23 protein-coding genes are annotated in these 25,922 nt (G+C 64.1%); 18 read left to right on the top strand and 5 right to left on the bottom strand.

The window, feature by feature from the left end; genetic code table 11:
* The first annotated feature begins 147 nt into the window (after positions 1-147).
* The gene (locus tag NG898_RS16725) at positions 148-5,559 is read left to right on the top strand and encodes a PIG-L family deacetylase (protein WP_252693495.1); all 5,412 of its coding nucleotides are present in this window, start codon (positions 148-150) and stop codon (positions 5,557-5,559) included.
* Between the two features lie 32 nt (positions 5,560-5,591).
* Here the strand turns inward: NG898_RS16725 and NG898_RS16720 are convergent, their stop codons facing one another.
* Entirely contained in the window at positions 5,592-6,176 is a 585-nt protein-coding gene (locus tag NG898_RS16720; RefSeq protein ID WP_252693494.1) for a hypothetical protein, read from the bottom strand.
* Between the two features lie 247 nt (positions 6,177-6,423).
* On the opposite strand from NG898_RS16720, the gene NG898_RS16715 reads away from it, so the two are divergent.
* From NG898_RS16715 to NG898_RS16650, 14 genes are all read left to right on the top strand, one after another.
* Entirely contained in the window at positions 6,424-6,729 is a 306-nt protein-coding gene (locus tag NG898_RS16715) for a recombinase-like helix-turn-helix domain-containing protein (RefSeq protein WP_252693493.1), read from the top strand.
* A gap of 79 nt (positions 6,730-6,808) precedes the next feature.
* Positions 6,809-7,876, top strand: a complete 1,068-nt coding sequence (locus tag NG898_RS16710; RefSeq protein ID WP_252693492.1) for an aromatic ring-hydroxylating dioxygenase subunit alpha — start codon at positions 6,809-6,811, stop codon at positions 7,874-7,876.
* Positions 7,869-8,642, top strand: coding sequence for an SDR family oxidoreductase (locus tag NG898_RS16705; protein ID WP_252693491.1), 774 nt, complete (start codon positions 7,869-7,871; stop codon positions 8,640-8,642). The genes NG898_RS16710 and NG898_RS16705 overlap by 8 nt, the downstream gene beginning before the upstream one ends.
* A gap of 32 nt (positions 8,643-8,674) precedes the next feature.
* The gene (locus NG898_RS16700; protein ID WP_252693490.1) at positions 8,675-9,211 is read left to right on the top strand and encodes a cupin domain-containing protein; all 537 of its coding nucleotides are present in this window, start codon (positions 8,675-8,677) and stop codon (positions 9,209-9,211) included.
* A 4-nt stretch (positions 9,212-9,215) separates the two neighbouring features.
* Positions 9,216-10,118 (top strand): alpha/beta fold hydrolase, encoded by a 903-nt coding sequence (locus NG898_RS16695; RefSeq protein WP_252693489.1) that lies wholly within the window; start codon positions 9,216-9,218, stop codon positions 10,116-10,118.
* A gap of 12 nt (positions 10,119-10,130) precedes the next feature.
* Positions 10,131-10,958, top strand: coding sequence for an IclR family transcriptional regulator (locus NG898_RS16690; RefSeq protein WP_092971309.1), 828 nt, complete (start codon positions 10,131-10,133; stop codon positions 10,956-10,958).
* Positions 10,959-10,960: 2 nt separating this feature from the next.
* Entirely contained in the window at positions 10,961-11,764 is an 804-nt protein-coding gene (locus tag NG898_RS16685) for an SDR family oxidoreductase (protein ID WP_252693488.1), read from the top strand.
* Positions 11,757-13,484: a thiamine pyrophosphate-binding protein gene (locus NG898_RS16680; protein ID WP_252693487.1), complete on the top strand. Its 1,728-nt coding sequence runs from the start codon at positions 11,757-11,759 to the stop codon at positions 13,482-13,484. The genes NG898_RS16685 and NG898_RS16680 overlap by 8 nt, the downstream gene beginning before the upstream one ends.
* Positions 13,485-13,516: 32 nt before the next feature.
* Positions 13,517-14,320: an aspartate dehydrogenase gene (locus tag NG898_RS16675; RefSeq protein ID WP_252693486.1), complete on the top strand. Its 804-nt coding sequence runs from the start codon at positions 13,517-13,519 to the stop codon at positions 14,318-14,320.
* Positions 14,321-14,336: 16 nt separating this feature from the next.
* On the top strand, positions 14,337-15,839 hold the full coding sequence (locus NG898_RS16670) for an aldehyde dehydrogenase (RefSeq protein WP_252693485.1): 1,503 nt from the start codon (positions 14,337-14,339) through the stop codon (positions 15,837-15,839).
* Between the two features lie 149 nt (positions 15,840-15,988).
* A complete protein-coding gene (locus tag NG898_RS16665) occupies positions 15,989-16,951 on the top strand; it encodes a VOC family protein (protein WP_252693484.1) in 963 nt (320 codons plus the stop codon).
* A gap of 21 nt (positions 16,952-16,972) precedes the next feature.
* Positions 16,973-17,923 carry a PDR/VanB family oxidoreductase gene (locus NG898_RS16660; RefSeq protein WP_252693483.1) on the top strand — a complete coding sequence of 317 codons (951 nt, stop codon included), beginning with the start codon at positions 16,973-16,975 and terminating at the stop codon, positions 17,921-17,923.
* Between the two features lie 175 nt (positions 17,924-18,098).
* Positions 18,099-19,199, top strand: a complete 1,101-nt coding sequence (locus tag NG898_RS16655) for a porin (RefSeq protein ID WP_252693482.1) — start codon at positions 18,099-18,101, stop codon at positions 19,197-19,199.
* Positions 19,200-19,270: 71 nt separating this feature from the next.
* The gene (locus tag NG898_RS16650; protein WP_252693481.1) at positions 19,271-20,674 is read left to right on the top strand and encodes an MFS transporter; all 1,404 of its coding nucleotides are present in this window, start codon (positions 19,271-19,273) and stop codon (positions 20,672-20,674) included.
* Positions 20,675-20,741: 67 nt separating this feature from the next.
* Here NG898_RS16650 and NG898_RS16645 read toward each other — a convergent pair whose 3' ends face one another.
* A complete protein-coding gene (locus NG898_RS16645; RefSeq protein WP_252693480.1) occupies positions 20,742-21,620 on the bottom strand; it encodes a 2-hydroxy-3-oxopropionate reductase in 879 nt (292 codons plus the stop codon).
* A 295-nt stretch (positions 21,621-21,915) separates the two neighbouring features.
* Between NG898_RS16645 and NG898_RS26115 the strand changes: the two genes are divergently transcribed.
* Positions 21,916-22,047, top strand: a complete 132-nt coding sequence (locus NG898_RS26115; RefSeq protein WP_260773935.1) for a hypothetical protein — start codon at positions 21,916-21,918, stop codon at positions 22,045-22,047.
* On the opposite strand, the gene NG898_RS16640 is transcribed toward NG898_RS26115, so the two are convergent.
* On the bottom strand, positions 22,048-22,566 hold the full coding sequence (locus NG898_RS16640; RefSeq protein WP_252693479.1) for a cupin domain-containing protein: 519 nt from the start codon (positions 22,564-22,566) through the stop codon (positions 22,048-22,050).
* A gap of 17 nt (positions 22,567-22,583) precedes the next feature.
* Positions 22,584-23,789: a sterol desaturase family protein gene (locus tag NG898_RS16635; RefSeq protein WP_252693478.1), complete on the bottom strand. Its 1,206-nt coding sequence runs from the start codon at positions 23,787-23,789 to the stop codon at positions 22,584-22,586.
* 302 nt (positions 23,790-24,091) lie between these two features.
* Between NG898_RS16635 and NG898_RS16630 the strand changes: the two genes are divergently transcribed.
* Positions 24,092-24,664 (top strand): DUF4337 domain-containing protein, encoded by a 573-nt coding sequence (locus tag NG898_RS16630; RefSeq protein ID WP_252693477.1) that lies wholly within the window; start codon positions 24,092-24,094, stop codon positions 24,662-24,664.
* Positions 24,665-24,789: 125 nt separating this feature from the next.
* Positions 24,790-25,491, top strand: coding sequence for a hypothetical protein (locus NG898_RS16625; protein WP_252694153.1), 702 nt, complete (start codon positions 24,790-24,792; stop codon positions 25,489-25,491).
* A gap of 121 nt (positions 25,492-25,612) precedes the next feature.
* Here NG898_RS16625 and NG898_RS16620 read toward each other — a convergent pair.
* A partial coding sequence (locus tag NG898_RS16620; protein WP_252693476.1) for a hypothetical protein occupies positions 25,613-25,922 on the bottom strand: 310 nt, incomplete at its 5' end.

The following is a 25,922-nucleotide window of genomic DNA, read 5'->3' as shown; positions in this document are numbered from 1 at the left end:
GCTACGGCATCCAGTAAGGCCTGAAGTGCGCGTGCGGCACCGGCCCGCGCGCAACTGGCATATGTGCTCGCTGCATTAGCAAAATCCGGAACACCGCATGTGCGGGCGGCACGTAAGGTCGCGGCATCTGAGCTTATGTGCTGCTGTATGCCTGTCACCTTGCCTGCGTTGGTGGACGCGTCCACTGCGTCTTCTTCTTCTTCCGTTTCCTCCTCGGATCAGCAGGCGCGTCTGCGCGACATCGCCACACAGATTCGCGACGCACAGTGCGCGGTGACAGCGGCGCAGCCTGCTCAGCCGATCGACCCAGAGACGACCGACCCCGCACGGCAACTGGTGCAAGCGGCCTACCTGGCGGCGCAGTTTGCCTTGCAGGAGCTGCAGGCCGAGCGTGCGGCATTGATCGCGCAGTCGCGTGGGCAACACGCCGAAGAAGCGGCCGCCCAAGCCGCGCGGCAACAGGCGCAACGCAATGGGCAACTGGCGAACGATATGGCCGCTGCCGCCCGAGCGCATCTGCAGGCTGCTGCAATGGCTGCGGCGCAGCCCGGCAGCCATGTTCAGACGGTGATGACGGTGCAGCAGAAGCAGCGTCAGGAGGCTGCGGTGCCCGCGCTGGTGCTTGCACGGGCACAGGCGGACGAGGCCGACGCGCGCGTTGCCGAGGACATGGCGGAGCGCCAGCTCGACGATGCGCGGCAAGTGCTGGATTCGGCCGAGGCCAGTGACCGCGCAGCGCGGCAGCCGGCGCGCAACCTGCCCGACGAACCCTCCCAGGCCACCTTGGATGCGCGCACGCAATGGAGTGACGCTCAGGCGGCGGCCAGCAATGCCACGCTCGTCCTTAACCACACGCACGACGCGGTGCATGCCGACGCATTGGCCATGCTTTCTGACGCCGCCAATCGCGGCGACTGGCAGACGTACCACGATGCCGTGGTCGCCGGCCGCGCCAGCGGCGCCATCCCCGACGGCGAAGCGCAGAACCTTCAGCAGGCCGGCGACGATGCGCTTGTCAAGGCGCAAGCCGACATCGCTCCAGAGCAGCGCGTTGCCGACGCACAGTACGCCGATCAACAAGCGCGGCAGCAGCAGATTCTGCAGTGCCAGCCCCGCACGCAGGCGTTGCCCACTACGGCGGCGCTTGCGCAGGCGCGCCAGGATGCCGTGCCGACGTGGACGGCGGCCTTCCTGGCGGCCGACAACGCCAAGACGCTCACCGGCAAGTTGGCGGGCGACGCGCAGCGACAGGCTGCGCATTCCCAGGCGTCAGCCGACCGTGCGCAGGCGGAGCTGACGCGGCTGACTGCACAGCGCACGCTGCATGGCGCCGAGCAGGACTTGCGCATGGCTCAAGCCACCGGCGCCGATGCGAAGACGCTTGCCGGACTGCGCGCGAAAGTCGACAGTGCCCGGCAAGGCACGCAAGACGCCACCCGCGCGCGTTTGCAAAGCCAGACCGACGAGGCCAGAGCGCACGCACAGGATCTGCTTGCTGCGCTGTCACCAGCCCAGCAGGACGACGCGGACGCCCGTTTCGAGCTGTTCCGAACGCACGGCCAGGAGTTGGCCCGACCGTATCTCCAGCAGTTTTTCCTCCAGTTTGGCGATCAGGCCATCACGGTGTCGTCGGCCGATCAATTGATGAATCTCGCGGGCCTGGCGTTCGGCATCCTGCCCGTGACCGCTCTGGATGCGCCCACGCCGCAGGCACTTGTCGAGGCTGCCCGGCAGGGGCGCTGGTTTGCCGCGGCACCGGCCGATGTGCGGGCCCAGCTTCAGCGGATCGTTGACCGCGTCTATGGCGATGCCGATCGCACGCGGCCGCTGCAGGTGAACTTTCTGCCCTTTGTCACGGCCATCAAGCCAAGCTCGGAGCTGACGCCCGCCGACAGCGTGATCCAGGACGGCGCGCTGATGCAGTTCACGCGCGCTGATGGCACGACCGGCTGGGTGGATGCCGGCGCCAACCGCACCTACGATTCGCTCGACGACTTCCGCCACGCATGCGACCTGCCCGTCGGCGGTGAGGCCGCATTGATGGTGGCGCCGGACTGCGATGCGCAAGGCGCCGATCGCTTCGATGCCGATGGGCAACTGCGTCTGTTCATGGGCGAGGCGCGCATCGAGAGTGTGTTCGAAGCGGCGAACCGTACCTTCCATCTGGACGCCGTGCTGGCGGGCGGATTGTTGGCTGCGGGTGTGCTGACCGACGGCATCGTGCCGTTGCTGGCCGGTGCGGCGGGCCTTGTGTACGGCGCCGCACGCTCGGATCTGCCTCAGATGATCTCGCACGACGAAGACCTCAACCCGCTGACGAGCGGCCACGCGCGTCAGGTGTGGGGCACCGTGCTGGCCGAAGGCATTGGTGGCGCCGCGACGGTTGCGCTCGGTCGCGCGCTCGTGCTCGGTGCGCGGGCGTTGGCGGAGGGTGCGGAACTGGAGGTGTCGGCCGCATCGGCGCCGAACACGTCGCTTACCCGTACGACTACCGTGGCCCGGGCGCTCGGCAGGGCCGCGGGCGTGGCGGGTGGCGTCAACCTGGCGGATGGCGTGGCCGAAGCCTTGCCGCATTTCGACGAGATGAGCGAGCACGATCGCGACGATTTGTGGGCACAGCTCGTTCCGGACGTGGCGACCATGCTGCTGACGCATGCAGTCGACTACGTGGCGCCGGCGGAGCGCACGACGCCGGCAGCGTGGTTGCATCCGGATTTTGGGACGACGCGCGTGCCGCGCAGCGGGACCGGCGTCACGGAAATGGCCGTGGCGATGACAGCGGCCGAGTGGCGCGCAGGCGGCATGCCGCGTATCAAGCGCCAGCGTGCGGAGACGCAGTCGTCCGGTGTGAACAAGATGCTGGTGGTGCTGGCGCACCCCGACGACGACACCATCATGGCCGGCATGCTGCGGCGTGCCATCGCGGCAGGCACAGAGATCCACGTGGTGTACATCACGCGTGGCAACGGCGGGACGATCTTCAGCACGGAGTCCGGCATTCCACTGCCCGTGTACGGCGGGGACGGTGCGGAATTTGCCGAACCCGGCGCACTGGGCCAACTGCGCGAAGAGGAACTGCGCGCGTTCTATGCACGGCTGGGTGGCGGCGCGCGCGTGAAGGTGACGGTGCTGCATGGCAATGCCGACATCAACCCGTGGCGCCGGCCCGGCGAGCGCGTCCTGCGCTACAGCATCGTTGCCAGATGGAACATGCCCTTCATCGTCCGCTACCTGGCCGAACGCATGCGCACGGAGCAATACGATCTGGCCGTCGGGCTGCGCATCAACCGCAACGTGCATCCGGCCCACGCCGAAGGCAGCCGCCTGATGCGCCAAGCCGCGCGTGCGTACCAACGTTCCACAGGCCAGGCACTGCCCTTGATGTGGGCCAACGAGATCGGCTGGTATCCGACTTCCGTGCTGAATCTGCGCGGGCGGACCTGGACGCTGCAGTTGAACGATGCGGAGCGCAGGCTCAAGGCCGATGCCATCGCTGCCTATGCCTCGCAGCCGCCCGCACATGCCCACCACTTCGGCAACGAGCGGCCTTACGAACAATTCACCTTTGCCGCTGGAACACCGGCCCAGGCGCGGATCGGCATTCAACGGTATTTCCTGCGTCGAGCGGCCGATCGTGATGCCGCGCCAGGAACATCTCCCGCCTTCGAAACCGTGACCACGCCGCCTTTGCGATACCGAAAGGACTGGGGTTTCGCGCGCGTGGAAACCGTCGAACCGCCGTTGCCGCTACTCAAGCCGGCGCTGCCCAATCCGTCCGTCGATGCCGATGCCGCCGTCGAGCGCGCCACTGCATTTGCGTTGCGCGGCGAGGGCGTGGACCCCGAGCACATTTCCGACGAGCAGGAAGCGTGGCGCATGTTCTTGAGCAACCTTCAGCCGCGTCCGCCGGAGTGGCAGCCGCTTTGGCGCCGTCTTCTGAATGGCTTCTCGAACGAGCCAGGGCGTTTCTGGGCGTCCCGCCAGCCCGAGACCGCGGTATTCGTGACAACCTCGCGGCCGCCGCAAACTGTTTTTGGCGAGCAGGGCATCGGCCTGGCGCTGGACGCTTCCGATACGCAGGTGTGGTCGTCGATCACGGCGGCGCGCGACGATGCGACGCGCCAGATCGCGCAGGCTCCGGGCGGGCGAGGCGTGCGGTTTACGTACCCCGTCGTGATGGGCGCGCGCGATCTGGGTCGCATGCTCAAGGTGGGCTGGCTGCCGCCCGAGTCGCCGCAGGGGGGCATCGTGACGGTAGACGCCAACAGCCGGCGCCATCACGAGAGCATTCCGAACCCGCGCAACGCCTACGGCCCCAAGCCCGGTGAGCCCTACACGCCGCCGACCGTTTCCGGCGGCATGAAGATCCGTGGTCCGGTGTTCCGCGCGTTGGCGTCGACGGCCACGATCGCGTCCGCCACCTACGCCGGCGTGCGCTACGGTCTACCGACTTTCACGCTGGCGGATTGGAACGCTTTGGGGCTCGGCATGCTTGGCCTGCGGTCGACGCTGGGGATGGTGTCGGATGGCGTGCGCGTGCGCATCGCGCGTCAGGCCGATGCCTCGCCGGCTTCTACGTGGCGCCTCATGACCGGCTGGCGCGGCACGTTGCGCGGCGTATCGAAAGCCGATCGGGACCGCTACCGCACGCTCGGCATGTTGCTCAAGGTGAATCCGCACGACAGCGATGCCCTGCGGCAGGTGGACGCCGCGCCCGGGCAGGTTTTGTCGGCCCGCAGCGAGCTTGGCTGGCTGCTTGAGACCATCCGCATGTGGAGCTATGGCCCGAACGATGTTTCCAACCTGTTGCACCTGATGCATCCGGGCTTCTTCGACCCGTCGTTCGCATCGTTGCAGGCGGCGGGCGATACGCTGTCAAACCTGGCGACGCTGGTCTTTTCTGCTGTGCACCCGATGGCCAGCGCCAGTGCCCGGCTGGGCCGCACGCTGAGCCTGCGGGCGGATCGGCTGCAGCAGGACCCGACCGTGCGGCCGGCAGGCGCCAGGCTGCCCTCGATGTTCGGCGGAACAGAGCATCTGCCCCGGCCACTGCAATGGCTGGTCGCCCTCGGGCATCGCCCGTTGATCGTGTATCCGTTCCTGCCGGAGGTGGGCACGCCTACCAGCAAGCCGGTGCCTGTGACGTTGCTGCAGGAGTGGTCCAACAAGCTGGCCACGCTCGGCGTCTTGCCATTTACCGGCGCCGACGCCGCCCATCTGCTGTTGGCAGCCGGCGGCAGCCATTGGTCGTCGGCACTCGTGGAACTTGGAAAGGTATCGGCAGACTGGTGGTTCTTCCGCGCGTTTCAGCAGATGCATGTTGATGCCTACCGCGCCCGGCGTGATCTTGGCCGGGTCGTGCGCCACAACAGCTTGCTGCCGTGGTGGCGCATGCCGGTCGGCGGTGCGGTCAAGGGGCCGAACGTGCCTGCAGCGGACGACTTTCTACTCGACAAGGGCGGGCTTTCGACGTTCCAGCCGGCGCTCGTGCTGGGCGTCGGCATTGGCGCGCGGGCGCTGCTCGGGCTGCTGGCGCCGTGGACGGATGGCAATGGCTAGCGGTCGCGCCCCGCCTGCAAAGGGAGGTCGCCTCAACAATCGAATTTCGGCACGTCGAAGTGGTTCCAATCGCTACCGCCTTCGGCGCCGTAGCTGATGTGCTCATCGTTCGGACCCTGAAGCTCGACGCTGGTCGTGTACGTTGGCGGATTGTTGCCGAACATCGACAGGAACTGATGTTCGTCGATGGTCTTGTCGATCTTGACGGAATAGCCGTCGCCGAGGTCCAGCGAGGTGGACGTACCGTGTCCAAGAACGTCGAACCAGGTAGCGTGGGAATCGATCTTCAAGTCGTTGGAATGCGTGCCGCCCACGACCTTGAGGGCGTCTTGAACACCGCCGATGTCCAAGTCGGCCAGGGTGGTCTGCTGGCCGTCAGGTCCGACCTTGTCGACCTTGATGTGGTGGCCGTCCTGCTGAATGACGGCAATCTTCTGGGCTTGATCCGTTCTCACTTCCATCGTGGCCTGGTTGGCCAGGGTGGGGGCGTTGATGGGCTCGCGGCCGTTGCTGTATGCGACGTAGAAGTTGGTCGGCGGCAGCGCGCAGACAGAGAGGTTCACGCTCATGATGATCGACAGGTGCGGGTTGAAGGAACGTCGATCGTAAGACGTCATTGCCGCGACAGAGGCCACGCAGCTTCGTAAGTCAGCCGGCGCACCGCATCGCGGGCGCGGTACCAAGACCGTTGTCCAGTGCGCGATCCCGCGGAGGCGCCGTCCACCGCCGCCGCATTTTTCCGCAAGCCATAGGGTAATCCCGCATCTGCGATTTCGAAGACGCGGTCTATAGTTGCACCTGTGTTCCAGATATTAACAGACGTTTCATAGGTAAAACAAGCGAAACGTGATGGAGTCGACAGAAATGCAATCGCAATACAACCCCGACCTCGCTCCGTGGGAGCCGATTTCTCCGAACAACGTCGCTGGCAAGGGCCGTGTCGAGCGCCCCGGTCATGTCGCCAATCTGGTGTGGCAGACGCGCGCGTCCGAGCCGACAGCCTATGAAAACCAGTTGGCCGATTCGCTGGAGGCGGCATTCCTGGGTGGCGCACAAACGCCGGCCGACATCGTGGCCGTGCTGAATGAGCGCGGCCCGCGCAATGCCGCAGGCGGAGAGGCCTGGACGGAAGACACCTTCCTGGCCGAGATGCGCCGCCTGGGCGCCTGAGACGAGGCCGGTTCCAACACGATTCGACGCCGCATTGCCCGCAGAGGCGAACGGCTCAACCCATCAGAAGAGGCAAGCAATGGAAGGCAACAAGGAAGCGCAGAAGGAAGCGCGCATCAACACCGGTCTGCGCAACTACTGGTATCCGGTCGCGGCGTCGTGGAATGTGAAGAACGCACCGGTGGGCATCACGCGTTTGAGCCAGAACATCGTCCTGTGGCGCGATACCGCCGGCCAGGTGCATGCGCTGGAAGACCGCTGCCCGCATCGCGGTGCGCGCCTGTCGATGGGTTGGAACCTGGGCGACCACGTGGCTTGCTGGTACCACGGCGTTGAAGTGAACGGCCAGGGTACGGTGACCAGCGTACCGGCTGTCGACGCTTGCCCCATGGAAGGCAAGACCTGCGTGCGCAGCTACCCGGTGCAGGAACGCGCCGGCGCCATCTTCCTGTGGTTTGGCGACAAGGCTCCGTCCGAGTTCGACGACGCGGTGGGCACGCTGCGCTTGCCTGAAGAGCTGACCAGCGACGAGCACAGCCACTTCCTCTGCTTCGCGCATTGGAACGTCAACTACCGCTATGCCATCGACAACGTCATGGATCCGATGCACGGCGCCTACCTGCACGCCGTGTCGCACTCGATGGCCAGCGGCGAGAAGAAAGCCGTGATGGAAGTGGTTGAAACCGACCACGGGATCATGTTCCAGAAGACCGGCCAGCGCGGCGTGAACTTCGATTGGACTGAGTTTGGCGAGACCGGCACGATGTGGCTGCGCCTGTCGATTCCGTATCAACCGAAGGTCGGCCCGGGCGGCCCGTTCACCATCATCGGCATCGTGACGCCGGTGGATGAGGAGCACTGCATCGTCTACTTCTGGCGTACGCGCCACGTGCAGGGTTGGCAGCGCGACGTGTGGCGCTTCCTGTATCGCAATCGCCTCGAAGGCCTGCACTGGGATGTGCTGGAGCAGGACCGTGTCGTGCTGGAGTCGATGGCACCCGAAGCGCGCGAGCACGAGACGCTGTATCAGCACGACATCGGCATCACGCGTATCCGCCGCGTGCTGGCACGCCGCGCCGCCACCGAATTGGCCGATGCGCCGGTCGCCATGCTCAAGCCCGTTCCCACGGAAGCTCAACATGCCTGAGCGCCATCCAACTGCCGGGCTGCTGGCTGGCCGCAAGGTGCTCGTGACGGGCGCTGCGCGCGGTCTCGGTCTGGCCTTTGCCAAGTCGATTGCCGAAGCGGGTGGCGCAGTTGTGCTGGCTGACATTCTTGGCGAGCGCGTGCAGGAAGAGGCCGCAGCGCTGCGTGCAGCAGGCTTTGATGCGCACGGCTTCGCGCTTGATCTTGGCGATCCGGTTTCCATTCAGGCATGCGCTGCTGCGGCTGCGCAGGCACTGGGCGGGCTCGACGGCCTCGTCAACAACGCGGCCATTACCAACTCGGGCGGGCGTGACGCATCGTCGATCGACGTTGACACCTGGGACCGCGTGATGAACGTCAACGTGCGCGGCACTTGGCTGATGACGACAGCCTGCCTGCCTGCACTCAAGGCATCGGGCCGAGGCGCGATCGTCAATCTGTCGTCCGACACCCCGCTGTGGGGCGCGCCGAACCTGCTGGCTTACGTGGCGAGCAAGAGCGCCGTCATCGGCATGACCAAGTCTCTGGCGCGCGAATGCGGCGCAGACGGCATCACCGTCAACGCCATCGCACCGGGCCTGACGCTGGTGGAAGCCACCGAGTACGTGCCGGCGCACCGCCATGCGCTGTACCGCGACCAGCGCGCCATCTCGCGCGATCAGGTGCCCGACGACGTGTGCGGCGCCGTGCTGTTCGCGCTGTCCGATCTTTCCCGATTCGTGACGGGCCAGACGCTGGCCGTCAACGGCGGTTTCGTCATGCAGTAATGCATCCACACACCATTCAGAAGAGGTATTCAATGAGCGATCTCTCCGAACAACAGCAAGTGCAACGCACGTGGGACCGCCCGGAAGGCGCGTCGTTTGAAGACTGGATGAACAGCCGCGTGGCGCGTTTTGCCACCCGCCGCTATGACTGGGACGCCCTCAAGTTCCAGGCCGACTTCGACCCGAAATACCGCCGTGCGCAAATGCGCTACCTCGGCACCGGCGGCACGGGCGTGGCCGCTGACACCAACACGGTGCCGGCGGAGCACTTCACGTTTTCGACGATGGTCATTCCGGCGGGTCACGAAGGCCCGTCGCACCTCCACACCGATGTGGAAGAGGTGTTCTTCATCATTCGCGGCAAGCTCAAGCTGGTGCTGGAGAAGGACGGCGAGCGCTACGAAACCATCCTGACCGATCGCGACCTCGTCTCGGTGCCGCCCGGCGTGTACCGCGAAGAAATCAACATCGGCGATGAAGACGCGCTGATGTGCGTGATGCTCGGCGCCAAGAAGCCGATCACGCCGACGTATCCGCCCGAGCATCCGCTCGCCAAGATCAAGCGTTGATGCCATGAGCGTGCAGGCTGTCATGTCTTCCCACCCGTTCCGTGTTGCCGACGCGCTTGCTGCGCTGGGCGCCGGGTTTGCCGAACGCACCGTCGCCATCAACGCGCGCGGCGATCGCATCGGCTATCGGCAATGGGGCGAGCGCGGGCCGGTGGTGGTGCTGTTGCACGGCATCAGCTCCAGCGCCGCGTCATGGCTGCCTTGCGCGCAGGTTCTTTCGCACAACATGCGCGTGCTGGCATGGGATGCGCCGGGCTACGGCAATTCCACGCCGCTCGAACAGGCTGCACCGCGCGCCGCCGACTATGCGGTGCGGTTGCGGGCATGGCTGGAGGCCTTGCATGTGGCACCGGATGCGATCGTCGGCCACTCGTTGGGTGCATTGATGGCATCAGCGTTTGTGGCCGCCGCGCCAGCCGCGATGCAGCCCAAGTGCCTGCTGCTTCTGAACCCCGCGCAGGGCTACGGCCAGCCGGGGCAGGAAGATAAGTCGCTGACCGTGCAAGCGCAGCGTCTCGCAACGCTGGACCAGCTCGGCATCGACGGCATGGCGGAGTCGCGCCACGCCCACCTGTTGCGTCCGAACGCGACCGACGAAGAACGCGCCTGGGTGCGCTGGAATATGAAGCGTCTCAACGATGGCGGTTACCGCCAGGCCGTGGCGATGCTCAGCGGCGACGACATCGGCGCCTATCTGCGCAAACGCCCCGCATCGACGCCGGCACAAGTCGCTTGCGGCGATGTGGACGGCATCACGCCGCCACAGGGCTGCGAAGCGCTGGCCAGGACGTTCGGTCTGCCATTTGCGCTTGTGCCGTCAGCCGGGCATGCCTCCTATATCGATGCGCCTGACGCTATCGCGGGCTGGATCGAACACGCCGTTCTCTCCCAATCTCAAAACGCCTAAGCGCCAAGACGTATGAGCAACGACCTCATTTCAGAAGACGTGCAGGAAAAGTACATCGTGCCGGGCCTCGAACGCGGCCTGCGCCTCTTGTGCGAATTCAGCCACAAAGACCGCGTTCTGTCGGCGCCGGAACTGGCGCGCCGCCTGAAGGTGCCGCGCTCCACGGTGTTCCGCCTGCTGACCACACTTGAAGTGATGGGCTTCATAGAACGCGTAGACGGCGGCCGCGATTTTCGACTCGGCATGGCGGTGCTGCGCCTGGGCTTTGAGTATCTCGCCTCGCTGGAACTGACCGAGTTGGGCCGTCCGCTGCTCGATCGCCTGCGCGACGACATTCATTACCCATGCAACCTCGTCGTGCGCGATGGTCGCTCGATCGTTTATGTGGCGAAGTCGGTTGCTCCCACGCCGTTCACCAGCTCGGTAAATGTCGGCACGCGCCTGCCGGCACATGCCACGGTGCTGGGTCGTGTGCTGCTGGCTGACCTGTCGCTGGCGGAATTGCGCCAGCTTTATCCGGAGCCGCAACTGGAGGTGTTCTCCGCCAACACGCCGCGCACGGTGGAAGAACTGTTCGAGATGGTCCAGCGCGACCGCGAACATGGCTACGTGCTGCAGGAAGGCTTCTTTGAAGCCAACATCTCGACGATTGCTGCGCCGGTGCTGGACCGCGCAGGCAAGGTGGTGGCGGCGCTCGGCACGACCATTCCGTCGCCGCGCATCGAGCCCGCGCAGCTCGACCTGATGATCGACAAGGTGCGCGCCGCTGCCGGTGAGCTGTCTTACCTGCTGGACTACCGCCCCGCCAGCGGCAAGGTCGTCAACCTGTTCCGGGAATGACCATGCCGATGATCGATCTGACCGGCAAGACGGCTGTCGTGACCGGAGGCTCCTCCGGCATCGGCCTGGCCACCGTTGAACTGCTGCTGGAAGCCGGTGCCGCCGTGGCGCTGTGCGGCCGCAATGCCGAACGTCTCGCGCAAGCCGAACAAGGTCTGCGCAGCCGCTTCCCGAACGCCAGGCTGTTTGCCGCAACGTGCGACGTGCTCGACGCCGCGCAGATGGCAGCCTTTGCCGACGCCGTGGAGCAAGCCCTTGGCCCCGTCGATATGCTCGTCAACAACGCCGGCCAGGGCCGCGTCTCGACGTTTGCCGATACCGACGATGCCGCGTGGACGCAGGAACTGCATCTCAAGTTCTTCTCCGTGATTCACCCCACGCGCGCTTTCATGCCGCAACTGGAACGCTCGGAGCACGGCGCGATCGTCTGCGTGAATTCGCTGCTGGCGCAGCAGCCCGAGCCGCATATGGTGGCCACCTCGGCTGCGCGTGCGGGTGTGCTCAACCTGGTGCGCTCGATGGCGACTGAGTTTGCACCGAAGGGCGTGCGCGTCAACGGCATCCTGATCGGGCTGGTGGAGTCCGGCCAATGGCGCCGTCGCTTCGAGGCACGCTCTGAAGAAGATCGCCATCTCGACTGGGCAGCGTGGACGCGCCGCCTGGCCGCGCAAAAACATATTCCCCTTGGACGCTTGGGTCTGCCCGAAGAAGCAGCCCGCGCCATTCTGTTCCTTGCCTCGCCGTTGTCTTCGTACACCACGGGCAGCCACATCGATATCTCCGGAGGACACTCCCGTCATGCTTAATAGACAACAACAGGAACAACAACTGGTCACGGTGGGCCACGCGATTGCAGCCTTCCTGGAGGCCTGCGAGGTCAAGGCGGCCTTTGGCGTTATCTCGATCCACAACATGCCCATCCTCGATGCGATGGGCGAGCGCGGCAAGATCCGCTTCGTCATGGCGCGCGGTGAAGCCGGCGGCGCCAACATGGCCGACGCCTATGCCCGGACCACGGGCGGCCTGGGCGTCTGCCTGACCAGCACCGGCACCGCGGCCGGCAACGCGGCGGGCGCAATGGTCGAAGCCCTGACCGCCGGCACGCCGCTGCTGCACATCACGGGTCAGATCGAAACGCCTTACCTTGACCAGAGCCTCGCGTACATCCACGAAGCGCCGGATCAGCTCACCATGCTCAAGGCCGTTTCCAAGGCGGCCTTCCGCGTGCGCAGTGCCGACACCGCCATCAGCACGATGAAGCTGGCTGTGCAGACCGCACTGACTGCCCCGGCCGGCCCGGTGAGCGTGGAGATCCCCATCGACATTCAAGCCGCGCTGATCCCCATGCCGGACGACCTTCGCCCGCTGCAGGTGCCGCAGCATGTGCCGTCGTCCCACGCGCTGGACGAGCTCGCTGAGCGCCTGTCGCGCGCACGCCGTCCGATGCTGTGGCTGGGCGGTGGCGCCCGCCACGCTGCGAAGCAGGTCAAGCGCCTGATGGATCTGGGCTTTGGCGTGGTCACCAGCACGCAGGGCCGCGGCATCGTGCCGGAGGATGACCCGCGTTCGCTGGGTGCCTTCAACCTGCACAAGCCGGTCGAAGCGTTCTACCAGACGTGCGATGCAATGGTCGTGGTCGGCTCACGCCTGCGCGGCAATGAAACGCTCAAGTACGAACTGAAGCTGCCGCGCCCGCTGTACCGCATTGACGCAGATGCATCAGCAGAAGGCCGTTGCTACGCCAGCGACTATTTCGTATGCGGCGATTCGGCCCTCGCGCTGGATGGCCTGGCGGATCGGCTCGAAAAGAAGATGCAGATCGATGCGGCATTCGCCACCGACCTGCGCGCCGCACACGAGACGGCGGTGCGCGGCCTGATCGATGGCCTCGGTCCGTACGCAAAGCTGGTGGAAGCGCTGCAAGCCGCGGTGGGCCGCGAGTTCAACTGGGTGCGCGATGTGACGGTGTCGAACAGCACGTGGGGCAATCGTCAACTGCGTATTTTTGATTCGCGTGCTGGCGTCCATGCGCTGGGTGGTGGCATCGGACAAGGTTTGGCGATGGGCATTGGCGCGGCCATCGCCTCCGCTGCCACCGGCTCGGGCAAGACCACGTTCTGCCTGGCTGGTGATGGCGGCTTCATCCTGAACCTGGGTGAACTGGCGACCGCTGTGCAGGAGCGCGCCAACCTCGTCATCGTGCTGATGAACGACAAGGGCTACGGCGTCATCAAGAACATCCAGGACGCGCAGTACGGCGGCCGCCGCCACTATGTGGATCTGCACACGCCGGACTACGCGGCACTCGCGCAGTCGCTGCAGTTGCGCCATCGCCGCGTGTCGGATCTGGCCGACGTGGGCAGCGCATTGAAGGAAGCCACCAGCGGCGAGGGCCCGTTCCTGATGGAGATCGACATGCTCTCCATCGGCAGCTTCAAGACGATCTTTGCAGGCCCGCCGGTCAACCAGCAGACCAAGGACGGCCAGGGCGAGCGCGCAGCCGAGCGCACGACGGTGGTGGCGTGAACCTGCAATCGAGCCAATTCAAGGAGTCGGACATGCTGCATGTATCGATGGTCGGGTGCGGAGCGATCGGGCAGGGCGTGCTGGAGCTGCTCAAGAGCGATCCGGATGTGTGCTTTGACGCCGTGATCGTGCCCGAGCACGCGATGGACAAGGCGCGCGAGGCCATCGCCCCGTTCGCGCCGCATGCGCGTGTCACGACGCGTCTGTCGGCCGACGCGCATCCTGATCTACTGGTCGAATGCGCTGGCCACGACGCGCTGGAAGAGCATGTGTTGCCGGCGTTGGAGCAGGGCATTGATTGCCTGGTGGTATCGGTGGGTGCGCTGTCCGAACCGGGCGTGGCTGAACGGCTGGAGGCAGCGGCACGGCGTGGCAACGCGCAGGTGCAGTTGCTGTCGGGTGCCATCGGTGCCATCGATGCGCTGGCCGCCGCGCGTGTCGGCGGGCTGGATGCCGTGACCTACACCGGCCGCAAGCCGCCGCGCGCCTGGAAGGACACGCCGGCCGAGCAGCAGTTTGACCTGGATGCGCTGCGCGAGCCGACCGTGATCTTCGAAGGCAACGCCCGCGAAGCTGCTCGCCTGTTCCCGAAGAATGCCAACGTGGCTGCCACGTTGTCGTTGGCGGGCTTGGGGCTGGAACACACACACGTCAAGCTGCTGGCCGATCCGACGGTGGACGAGAACATCCATCACGTTGAGGCGCGTGGCGCCTTTGGCGGCTTCGAACTGACGATGCGCGGCAAGCCGCTTGCGGCCAATCCCAAGACTTCTGCGCTGACGGTGTTCAGCGTGGTGCGTGCGCTGGGCAACCGCGCGCACGCCGTTTCGATTTGAGCGAGGCCATTGCGCCATGATTGTCTCTACCCTTAACGCAACCGCAACGTCCTTGCTCCCCATCTGCATCGCTGGCGAATGGCGCCTCGGCACTGGTGAGCGCTATGTCACGCGCTACCCCGCCACGGGCGAGGTGGTGGCTGAACTCAACGCTGCCAGCGTCGCCGATGTGGAAGAGGCTGTGGCGGGCGCCTACCGCGCCTTCCTGTCCAGCGGTTGGGCGCAGCGCAAGCCGCACGAGCGTGCGGCCGTTCTGTACCGCGTAGCTGAGCTGATCCGCTCGCGCAGTGAAGCGTTGGCACAACGCCAGCGCCTGGATAACGGCAAGCCGATCAACGAGACGCGCGCGCTGGTGGCAAGCGCTGCGGCCACGTTCCAGTTCTTCGGCGCCGCATGCGAGACGCTGGAAGAGTCGCTCACGCCTGCGCGTGGTGATTGCCTGACGATGAGCGTGCATGAACCCATGGGCGTGGTGGCCGCCATCACGCCGTGGAATTCGCCGATTGCCAGCGAAGCGCAAAAGATGGCGCCCGCGCTGGCCGCGGGCAACGCCGTCGTCGTCAAACCGGCGGAAGTCACGCCGCTGATGGCGCTGGAGCTGGCCGCCATTTGCGAAGAGGCGGGCGTGCCCAAGGGCATGATCAGCGTGCTGCCCGGCAAGGGCTCTGTCATTGGCGATGCGATCACGAAGCATCCGCTGGTGCGTCGTGTGTCGTTCACGGGTGGCACGAACACGGGCCGCCATATCGCGCACATTGCAGCCGACAAGATGATGCCCGTGTCGCTCGAACTCGGCGGAAAGTCTCCGACGATGGTGTTTGAAGATGCCGACCTTGACCACGCTGTCAATGGCGTGTTGTACGGCATCTTCAGCTCGTCGGGCGAGTCGTGCATCGCTGGTTCGCGCTTGTTTGTGGCGCGTTCGCTGTACGAGCCGTTCATGGATCGTCTGGCCGCTGCCGCAGCTCGTCTGCGTGTCGGCAATCCGGCCGATGAATCCACGCAGATGGGCCCTCTAATCACCGATCGCCACCGCGAGACCATCGAGTCGTACGTCGCGATAGGCGTGGAAGAGGGTGGTCATCTGCGCACGGGCGGTTTGCGCCCCGCAATCTCAGGCTGCGAGTCGGGCTATTTCTACACGCCGACCATCATCGAAGGCCTGACCAACAGCGCGCGCATTTGCCAGGAAGAAATCTTCGGCCCGGTGCTCGTCGCCATGTCGTTTGACGATGAAGACGAATTGATCGAGCAAGCCAACGACAGCGTCTACGCATTGGCAGCAGGCATCTGGACGCGCGACTACAAGCGCGCATGGCGCATCGGCCGCGCGGTGCAGGCCGGCAACGTGTGGATCAACACATACAAGCAGTTCTCGATTTCGACGCCGTTTGGCGGCTGGCGTGACAGCGGCCTGGGCCGCGAGAAAGGCCGCCTCGGCATCCTGCAGTACATGGAGCAGAAGAGCCTCTACTGGGGCTTGAACGAACAACCGCTGGCCTGGGCCAACGTCAACTAAGCGCCGCTAACAAAACCCTCCTGGCGTCGTTGTGCCGCCTTGCCGTACTCAAGTACTGTCTGCGGCGCCGCGCCTAGCCAGGACCGCTTCGCTGGGTCTTGTTAGCGGCTCTAACGCCGAAGCAAACACCCAGACCACAGGAGATCAAGATGAACACGATTCGAGGCATCGACGAAATCGTCTACGGTGCCGACGACCTCGCCGCCTGCAAGCAGTTCTTCCTGGATTGGGGCCTCGCCCTGCAATCGGAAGACGCCAGTGGCCTGCTGTTCGAAACACTCAACGGCTGCCGCGTGCGCGTCAAGCGCAGCGACGATGTGACGCTGCCGCCGGCCATGGAGGCCGGCCCGACGCTGCGCGAGGTGATCTGGGGTGCTGACTCGCAAGCTGTGCTCGATCGCCTGGTCGACAAGCTGGCCGACCAGCCCGGCTACGTGCACGCCGATGGCCGCGTCGGTTGCACCGACCCGAACGGCCTGGCAGTGCGCGTGCAACTGAGCACCAAGCGCGATGTCGACGTGCAATGCGCTGCCATGAACACGTGGATGGACAAACCGCGCCGCAATCAACCCAGCCCGATCTACGAGCGTGCCACGCCCATCGAAGTCGGCCACGTGGTCTTCTTCGTCAAGGACGTGGCGGCCACCGAGCGCTTTTACATCGAGAAGCTCGGCTTTGTGCCGTCCGACCACTACCCGGGTCGGGGCGCGTTCTTGCGCTGCGAGCCGGAAGGCGGTCACCACGATCTGTTCCTGCTGCAAACGCCGCAGGCCAAGAGCGGGCTCAACCACGTCGCATTTACCGTGCGCGACATCCATGAAGTGTTCGGCGGCGGCATGCATGTGTCGCGCTGTGGATGGGACACGCAACTGGGCCCGGGGCGACACCCGATTTCGTCGGCGTACTTCTGGTACTTCAAGAACCCCGCCGGCGGCCTGATCGAGTATTACGCCGATGAAGACCAGCTCGACGCCGACTGGCAGCCGCGCGATTTCGAGCCCGGCCCGACCGTGTTCGCCGAATGGGCCATCGATGGCGGCATTGACGGCAACACACGCCGGCAGAAGAACGTCGTCGGCCCGGAAGGCAAGTTCCTGACGGAAAAGCGCTGAAACGTTGCAGAGAGACGTGCTATGAATCCCCCCCTCAACCTGCGCGTGCATGCCATGCGCTACGAAGCCCAAGGCATCGTGAGCGTGGAGCTGCGCGATGTCGACGGCAAGACCTTGCCCGAGTACGCACCCGGCGCGCATATCGAACTGCATCTTGGCAACGGGCTGGTGCGCAGTTATTCGCTGTGCGGTGCGCCGGAGGTGCGTGATCGCTACGTGGTCGGCGTGCTGCTCGACCGCAACAGCCGCGGCGGCTCGCGATACGTGCACGAGGAGTTGCGCGTGGGTTCGACGCTTAAGATCGGCGGCCCGCGCAATCACTTCGAACTGGACGAAACCGCGCCGCGCACCGTGCTGGTTGCAGGTGGCATCGGCGTGACGCCCATCGTCTGCATGGCGCGTCGCCTGGCCGAGCAAGGCAAGGCGTTCTCGATGCTGTACTGCGCACGCTCGCGCGCCGAAGCGGCCTTTGCCGATGAGCTTGCCGCCCATGGCGAAGCGGTGCGTTTTCACCTGGACACAGAAGCCGGTGGCCCCCCCGATCTGAAAGCGCTGCTTGCAGGGCATCCGGCCGATACGCATTTCTATTGCTGCGGCCCCGGCCCGATGCTGCGGGCATTCGAGGCGGCCTGCGAAGCGCTGGGCTACACCAACGTCCATATCGAACGCTTTGCGGCCGACCCCGGTGTGGAATCGGTGCAGGAGGGGGAGTACCAGGTCAAGCTCGCGCGCAACGGTGCTGAATTGTGCGTGCCGGCTGGCAAGTCGCTGCTCGACGCACTGCTCGAGATTGGCGTCGAGGTGGAACACAGCTGCAAGGAAGGCGTGTGTGGTTCGTGCGAAACGCGCGTGCTGGAAGGCGAGCCCGACCACCGTGACAGCGTTCTGTCCAAGAGCGAACGTGCATCCAACCAGACGATGATGGTTTGCGTATCCGGCTGCAAGGGTAAGCGCCTCGTGATTGATCTGTAAGCGCAGGATGGTTTAGGCGCCGGCCTGACCAGCCGCGCGCTCTTTTTTTCGCAGTGTTTTTATTTTAAACGACGTTTCGCATACGGAACAAAACAAGAACCACAACCAGCCCGTCCACCAAGACGGCGATAACAACTGGCGGGGCGGACACCTTGTCCAGTGGAGGAAACAGCAAATGAAAACGACCTTGTTCGCCATTGCGGCGATGAGCCTGGCCGGCACAGCGGCAGCCCAGAGCAACGTTACGCTGTACGGCAGCATTGATGAAGGCGTGGCCTACATCAACAGCCTCAAGAGCGGTGCGGCCAGCGGCTCCGCTTTGCGCATGGACCCGGGCACCATGCAGCCTGACCGCTTCGGCCTGCGCGGTTCGGAAGACCTTGGCGGCGGTACGCAGGCCATCTTCCAGTTGGAGTCGGGCTTTCTGGGCGACACCGGCAACAGCGTGGTGGCCGGTAAGTTGTTCAACCGGACGGCATGGGTGGGCCTGACCAATGATCGCCTGGGCAACATCCAGCTCGGCCATCAGGCGGACTTCATGTTCGATTACCTCGGCCGCCTGAGCAATGGCTTCCAGCTCACCAACTTCTACCTGTTCCACCCGGGCAACTTCGACAATCTGGCCAACCAGTTCCAGATCGATAACGCCGTGCGCTACGTTTCGCCGGTCTTCGGCGGGCTGCAGTTGGGCGGCATGTACGGTTTTGGCGAGGTGCCCGGTTCACCGTCGAAGAGCCGCAGCTACAGCCTGGGGGCGTACTACACCAACGGCGGTTTCCGTGCGGCCGCGGCCTATACGGCATCGAACGATCGCGCGCTGGACATCGCTGGCCGCCTGGGCATCACCAACACGCTGGGCACGACGCTGGTGCCGGGTGTGATGACGCCGATGAGTTCGGTCAAGTCGTTCGGTACCGGCGCGCTGTATCAATTCAGCAGCGTGCCGGTCCAGATCAACGCGGTCTATACACAAACGCGTATCACCCTGGGCGGCGCCAACGCCCGCGCGCAAAACGTCGACCTGGGCACCGCGTGGCATTACAGCGCCGCCAACACGCTCAACGTGGGCTATACCTTCAGCAAGTACGAGAGTGCCCGTTGGAACCAGTTCAGCCTGGGCAACGTATATGCGTTCTCCAAGCGCACGCAGGTGTATGTACAAGGCACGTATCAGCGTGCGTCCGGCGATGCGCGATCTGCCGCCATCAACGGCGTGGGTGTGGCGGCGCAGCGCAACCAGTTGGTTGTCAGCACCGGGGTGCATCACTCGTTCTGACGTCCTGACCCAACGCGCGCCGCTGGGCAGCGACCCAGTGGCGCATCAACTTCCTCCGGAAGGAGCTTCACATGAAGCCAGGTGTTTTGATTGACAACGGAATTGACCACGATGGGCCGCTGGGCGCGATGAGCCTGGGCAAGATCGTTGCCCGCATCGAGCGGCTCAAGAGTAACGGCATGCACGTGCGCGCGCGTCTGCTGATCGGGCTCGCGACGTTCTTCGATGGTTTTGACGTGATCGTCATCGCGGCGACGCTGCCGCTGCTGATTGCGCAATGGCACCTGACGCCGGCACAGATTGCTTTTGTGATTGGCGCGCCCGGCATCGGTCAGTTGATCGGTGCATTGGTGTTCCCCATGCTTGCCGAGCGATTTGGCCGCGTGCGCATGATCGGCTATAGCGCGGGCATCATCGGCTTGATGAGCCTGCTTTGCGGCGTGGCGCCCAGTTTTGCCGTGTTTGCAGCACTGCGTATCGTGCAAGGCATCGGCCTGGGCGGGGAGCTGCCCGTGGCCGCTACGTACATCAACGAAGTCACGCGCGCACATGGACGCGGGCGCTTCGTGCTGCTCTACGAGGTGGTGTTCCCGATCGGCCTGCTGGTGTCCAACGCACTGGGTGCGTGGCTGGTACCGCATTTCGGCTGGGAGGTGATGTACTTCCTCGGCGGCATACCGCTGGTGCTGTTCTTCACGCTGCCCAAGGCCGTGCCGGAGTCCCCGCGCTGGCTGGCGACGAATGGCCGGATGGCCGAGGCGGACGCAGCGCAGGCACGCTTTGAAGCCAAGGCCAAGGAGCCGCTGCCTCCGCTGGGCGATACCTCGGCATTCGAGCAGATGTCGCATCGCCACCCGAAGCGCGGTATGCGCGATCTGTTCGGCCCCGTGTACATCAAGCGCACCGTGGTCGTGGCCATGCTGTGGGCCACGTGCGGTTTCATCCAGTACGGTCTGTCGACGTGGCTGCCGACGGTCTACAAGACGATCTATCACGCGCCGCTGCAACTGGCGCTCAACCTGGCGGCGCTGGCTTCGGTGCTGGGAGTGGTCGGCTCACTGATCTGCGCGATGATCGTTGACAAGGTGGGCCGCAAGCCTGTGATGGTGGTGTCATTCGTACTGTGCGGCGTCTCGCTGGCGCTGGCCGGGCTGCTGCACGAGCAGTCGCTCTATGTGGTGGCAGGGTTGTGCTCGTTGGCGCTGGGGTTGATGGCGTGCGGCTTCATCACCGCATATGTCTATACGCCGGAGCTTTACCCGACCAACATCCGCGCGATTGGTTGCGGCATGGGCGGCGCGTGGCTGAAGATTGCGGCCATCTTTTCACCGATGCTGATCGGTTCGACCATCGGCTCGGGCAACGTCAGCAATGCGTTCCTGCTGCTGGCCTTGGTCCCCATACTGGCCGCGATCACCATCTACTTCCTCGGCATCGAAACCAAGGGGAAAGTGCTGGAACAACTTGAGCTGTAAGTCGACGCCGTCGACGGTCGTAAAACGGGGCGGGTGGTGCTCGCCTGGGCACGCACCCCGTTTTGGTTCAGGCAATGGTGTGATCGGCCATCAATTCCAGTGCGCGCACCATGGCTGAGTGGTCCCATGCCTTGCCGCCATTGGCGGCGCACACGTTGAAAAGCTGCTGTGCAGCGGCGGTATTCGGCAGGGCGATGCCGAGCTTGCGAGCGCCTTCCAACGCCAGGTTCAGATCTTTCTGGTGCAGCTCGATGCGAAAGCCAGGGTCAAACGTCCGCTTGATCATGCGTTCGCCATGCACTTCGAGAATGCGCGAGGAGGCAAAACCGCCCATCAGCGCCTCGCGCACCCGTGCCGGATCGGCCCCGGCCTTCGATGCGAACAGCAGCGCCTCGCCCACGGCCTCGATGGTCAGCGCCACGATGATCTGGTTGGCCACCTTGCAGGTTTGTCCAGCACCGGTGTCGCCCACGTGCGTGATGTTCTTGCCCATCAGGGCGAACAGCGGTTTGGCACGCTCGAACGCTGCTTCTTTGCCGCCAACCATGATCGTGAGCGTCGCATCGCGTGCACCGACTTCACCGCCTGAAACGGGCGCATCAAGGTAATCCCCGCCCAGCGCTTCGACGCGCTTGGCAAAGGCCTGCGTTTCAATTGGGGAGATCGAGCTCATGTCGATGAAGAGCTTGCCTGCAGCCAAGCCCTGCGCGACCCCTTCTTCTCCAAACAGCACATCGGCCACGTCCGACGTGTCCGGCACCATAGCGATGACGATGTCCGCGGCTTGCGCTACCGCCGCCGAGTTGGCGACCACCGTCGCGCGCGAACGCAGATCTTCCGGCACGGAATGCTTGCCGCTGACGATCAGTGTGTGGTCGCCCTTGAGCAGGTTGCGGGCCATGTGGGCGCCCATGATGCCCAGGCCGATGAATCCGAGGGTAGCCATGATGTTTTTCCGAAGGCGTTTGTGTGATGGGGAGCGTGCGTCACGCCGCAGCGCGCCTCACAAGCGTAGATCGGGGCGCCGATGAAGACTAGCGATCGCCGCCATGCTGTGCGTTCCAAGATGCATTGGAGCCTCGCCACGCGGGCGTTTGCGACGCGTGATGCCCATACGGAGACGAGATCCGGAAATAAGGGCCGAGAAGCGTCATTGCTCGTGCAATGGTTTGGGAGCCCCCTCTCATAGACTGAAAACGTGCCGATAAGACAGCTATCGGGCAGGCAGAGAGGGAGGGAATATGTCCACCACAGCCATCGCAGCAGCCAACTGGATCGTCGTCCTGACATGCGCGTACATGGAGTACAGCACGTGGCGGGGTGTAAGCGTCTACCGCCGCACGGTCGGCTATGAAAACGTGGTGTGGTGCTGACTAACGCGCCGCAAGCCTGGGCAGCAACCTTCGGATGAGATCGCCATGTGCCGAGTACTTTGCCAGCAGCGCGCCATCGTCGGCCAGTTCGAACTCGCTGAACTCGAACCCCGGTGCAACGGTGCAGCCGACCAGCGCATAGCCATGTTCACCCAGCACGCGCTCGGCCGCAAACCAGCAGCCCGCCGGAACCACCGCCTGGTACACCGCCATCGCGTCGTCGGCCGCATGGCCCAGACGATGCGTGCTCACCGTACCGTCGTTTTCCAACACATGCACATTGAGTGAGTCCCCCGCATGGAAGTGCCACAACTCGTCCGACTGGATCCGATGCCAGGCGGAATATGCATCATCCGCCAAGAGGTAATAGATGGAGGTGGCAGCCGCACGTTCGACGGGCGGGATGCTTCGCTGGATGCGTTCCTCACTGCGATAGGTTTCGCGATAGAAGCCGCCTTCCGGGTGCGGTTCGAGACCCAGGCGGGCGATGAGGCGCTGAGCGGCGGCGGTGGGCGGCATGATGAAAAACCTTCGACTCAGTTCTGCTGACGTCGGAACGGAAAGCGCTGCTGGTTGACGAAGCCGTCGGGCATGTAATCACCCACTACGCCGTACTTCTCCGGGAAGGCCTTCTTCGATTTCACTGCGGTACCGAACAGGTAATCGATGAAGGCGAAGTGCGCAGCGTAGTTCTTGTCGATCGCTTCGTCTTCCGACGAGTGGTGCCAATGATGGAAATCCGGCGTCACGAAGATGTACTTCAACGGCCCCCACGGCAAATGCACATTGGCGTGATTGAACACCGCCTGGAAGCCCACGATGATGATGTAGACATCGACCACGGCTTTGTCGAATCCCAGCACGAACAGCGGCCCCAGCACTGCCACTCGCGTGACGATCAGTTCAAGAATGTGCTGACGCGAGCCGGCCAGCCAGTCCATGGTCTTCACGCTGTGATGCACTGCATGGAAGCGCCAGAGGAACGGCACCTCGTGATAAGCGCGGTGCGTGACGTACTCCATCAGGTCGGCCACGAGCATGCACAGCAGCAACTGCGGAATGAACCAGATGTGCTGGATCATTTGCTGGAAGTCCGCATGGACCATCCATCCGAACACGCGGTGGATCACGAAGTTCACCACCAGCAGCACCAGCCCCACGATGAAGTGGTTCACCGCAAAGTGCACCATATCGGTCTGCCATTCGGCCCGGAACACCGGCTGCTTCTTGTAGAGCGGGAATAGCTTCTCTAGCAGCACGAAAATCGCCGTCGAGCCGAGCAGGTCGAGAATGAACCAATCCATGCCGATATAGGGCGTGTGATCCGGAAAATCGCCTACCGGCACGCGCGAGCCGCCCAGCGCAACGGCAATCACGACAAACAGGAACGCCAGGCCGTTCAGGCGACGGCGGTTATCCAGCACGATATTCGCCAGCGATAACCCGCCTGAGATCAACAGAGAGACAAACAGAATCTGCCGAATTACGTCCACCGAATACGCACGCCGTAATTCGGGCGTTGTCAGATATTGCGGAAAGTGAAACGCCAGCACGCCCAGCAAGCACAGAAAGCCCAGCACCAACGCCAGGATGGTGCCGATCATGCCCCGGCCGAACTTCAGGCCGCCGTTGGCGTGCAGCAGCGCATTGGCATCGCGGATCGTCGCGTCGGCCACGCGGACGATGGCGGGGTGGTGTTCCTCTTCGGGCAATGGCGCCAAAGGCTTTTGGGACGCATCCATGGGTGTGACTCGCAGTATTGTTTTGTTTTATTAACAATGCAGTTGCCGAGCCGAATATTGGTTCGGGTTCGCATTGCTGCGCGATTATACGGACCGGTTTCATGTATTCAACGGCGCAATTCTTTTGCGTATAAATGATTTGCTATTGCTGCGCACGCGTGCCCATTGTGTGACCGCGTCAGCAAGCCGCATCTGCACGTTGGATGTGCGCCGCAAGGCGTTGCCTTTCCGCGCAAGGCCATGCATTGTGAGGCCCGCGCCTGAAAGGCGACCGACGATATAAGAGTAGAAGGGGAGCAACCATGTCAGAAGGATTTCACGTGCACGGCGCGCATGACCATGCGCTCGAGCACGCAGCAGAAAGCGGCCACGCCGACAGCTTTGCCGGGCGTATCGCCGTCATGACGGCGATTCTTTCGACGGCCGGCGCCATCTTCGGTTACCAAGGCGGCGCTACACAAAACGCTGCGCTACTTGCCAAGAACGAAGCCGCCATCCACAAGACCGAGGCCGCCAACCGCTGGGCGTACTACCAAGCCAAAGGTCAGAAGCAAGCCATTGCCGAGCTGACCGCCCAACTGCCCGGCACCGATCAGGCCGCCGCTAAGCGCGAAGCCCAGCGTTACGCCGCCGAGAAGGAAGACATTCGCCGTCAGGCTGAAGACCAGGAGCGCCTGGCTAAAGAGGCCGACGACGCCAGTGAGCTTGCCGTGCACCATCATCACCGGTGGGCGCAAGCGGTCGTCGCCATTCAGGTGTCGATCGCGCTGGCGGCCATTACATTACTCTCGCGCCGGCGCTGGATGCAGGTGCTTTCGTACGGGGTAGGCGCTGTCGGCGGTGTCGTGGCCGTGCTGGCGCTGTTTCACATCTGACTGCGCTACGGCGCCGGCCGTCAGGACGGTGGCGTGTCGATATACCCAGCCGCCAGAACGGCGCGCTTGCAGGAGGCATTCGCCTCCATGGATCTGGAGCAAACACCATGGCATTTGGAATGTGGATGCGGCGCGCGTTGACGATTGCAGGCTTGTTGGCTAGCGCGTGCGCCATGGCGGCCGGCCCAGCCGTCGAGCCGGGCGAGTACGTCTACATCCTGGGCGGCAGCGCGAGCGGCACGATGACGGTCAAGGGCGGCAGCTTCAATATCTCCACCATCGGCGGCAACTGCCACACGTGCGCGATTGAAGGTACGTTCCAAGGCCGAGTCGGCATCGAGAAAGACGAGGGCAAGTGCCGCATTGCCGTGTCGGGTAATAGAGATGCGCTCAAGCTCGATTCCTCAGCCACTGCGGAGGCCTGCCGAGGTTTCTGCGGCATGCGCGCCATGTTTGATGGTGACTACCGCCGTGCCCCGGCCGCCTGCACAGACCGTCAGCGCCAGGCTCGCATCGGCCAGGCCCACAAACAATATGCCGCCAAGGACTACGATGCAGCCCGCACAACGCTGCGTTCGTTGCTCTCCGATTGCGACCCGTTCATGGATTGGATTGAGCGCGACAAGGCCCGCAGTGATCTTGCCGTAACTGAATACCATCGCGGTGACAACGCCCAGTGCCTGGCTGTGCTGTCTGAGACAACTGCCCTCAAAGCACAAAAGGACGCATCACTGTTTCTGCCGCCGTGCGACGCTGACAACTACGCATCGACCAGCAAGGCGATTCTCTACAACCAGGGGCTGTGCAAGGCGCCGATCAAGCATTGATGCCAATGGTTTCTCTTTCTCTATAAGTAAAAGGGCGTTCCGGGACCAATGGCCTGCATCCCTGTCACTGGCAGGCTGGGCGAGGCGTGCAGCCCCGCTCGAACCTCGACGTAACAGGGCCTCATCGCGCAGTAGGCGGGTGCTCAACAAGTTTTTTTGCGAGCACCTCACAAAAAGCTTGCCAGCCGCGCATCCGCACATTAGTATTCGCCCCTCGCTGCAAAACACAGCGCCGAAACGCAGGTTGAGGCGATGGAGTTTGGCGGTAGAGAAGCAGGTGTGGAGCGGGTTTGCGGTCGATTGGGTGGTTGGCGATTGGCTGGAAATTCAGGAGTAGTTGGCGGCGAGTTGATGATAAAAATTCTTCGACGAGTTGTTGACAGCGACGAAAAAGCTCTGCATAATCTCGTTTCTCTGCTGCAGACAACGCA

It is taken from the genome of Ralstonia mojiangensis, assembly GCF_023955645.1.
Taxonomy (GTDB): Bacteria; Pseudomonadota; Gammaproteobacteria; order Burkholderiales; family Burkholderiaceae; genus Ralstonia; species Ralstonia mojiangensis.
The sequence above is the reverse complement of the archived record's forward strand: the minus strand, read 5'-3'. Positions and strand labels throughout refer to the sequence as shown.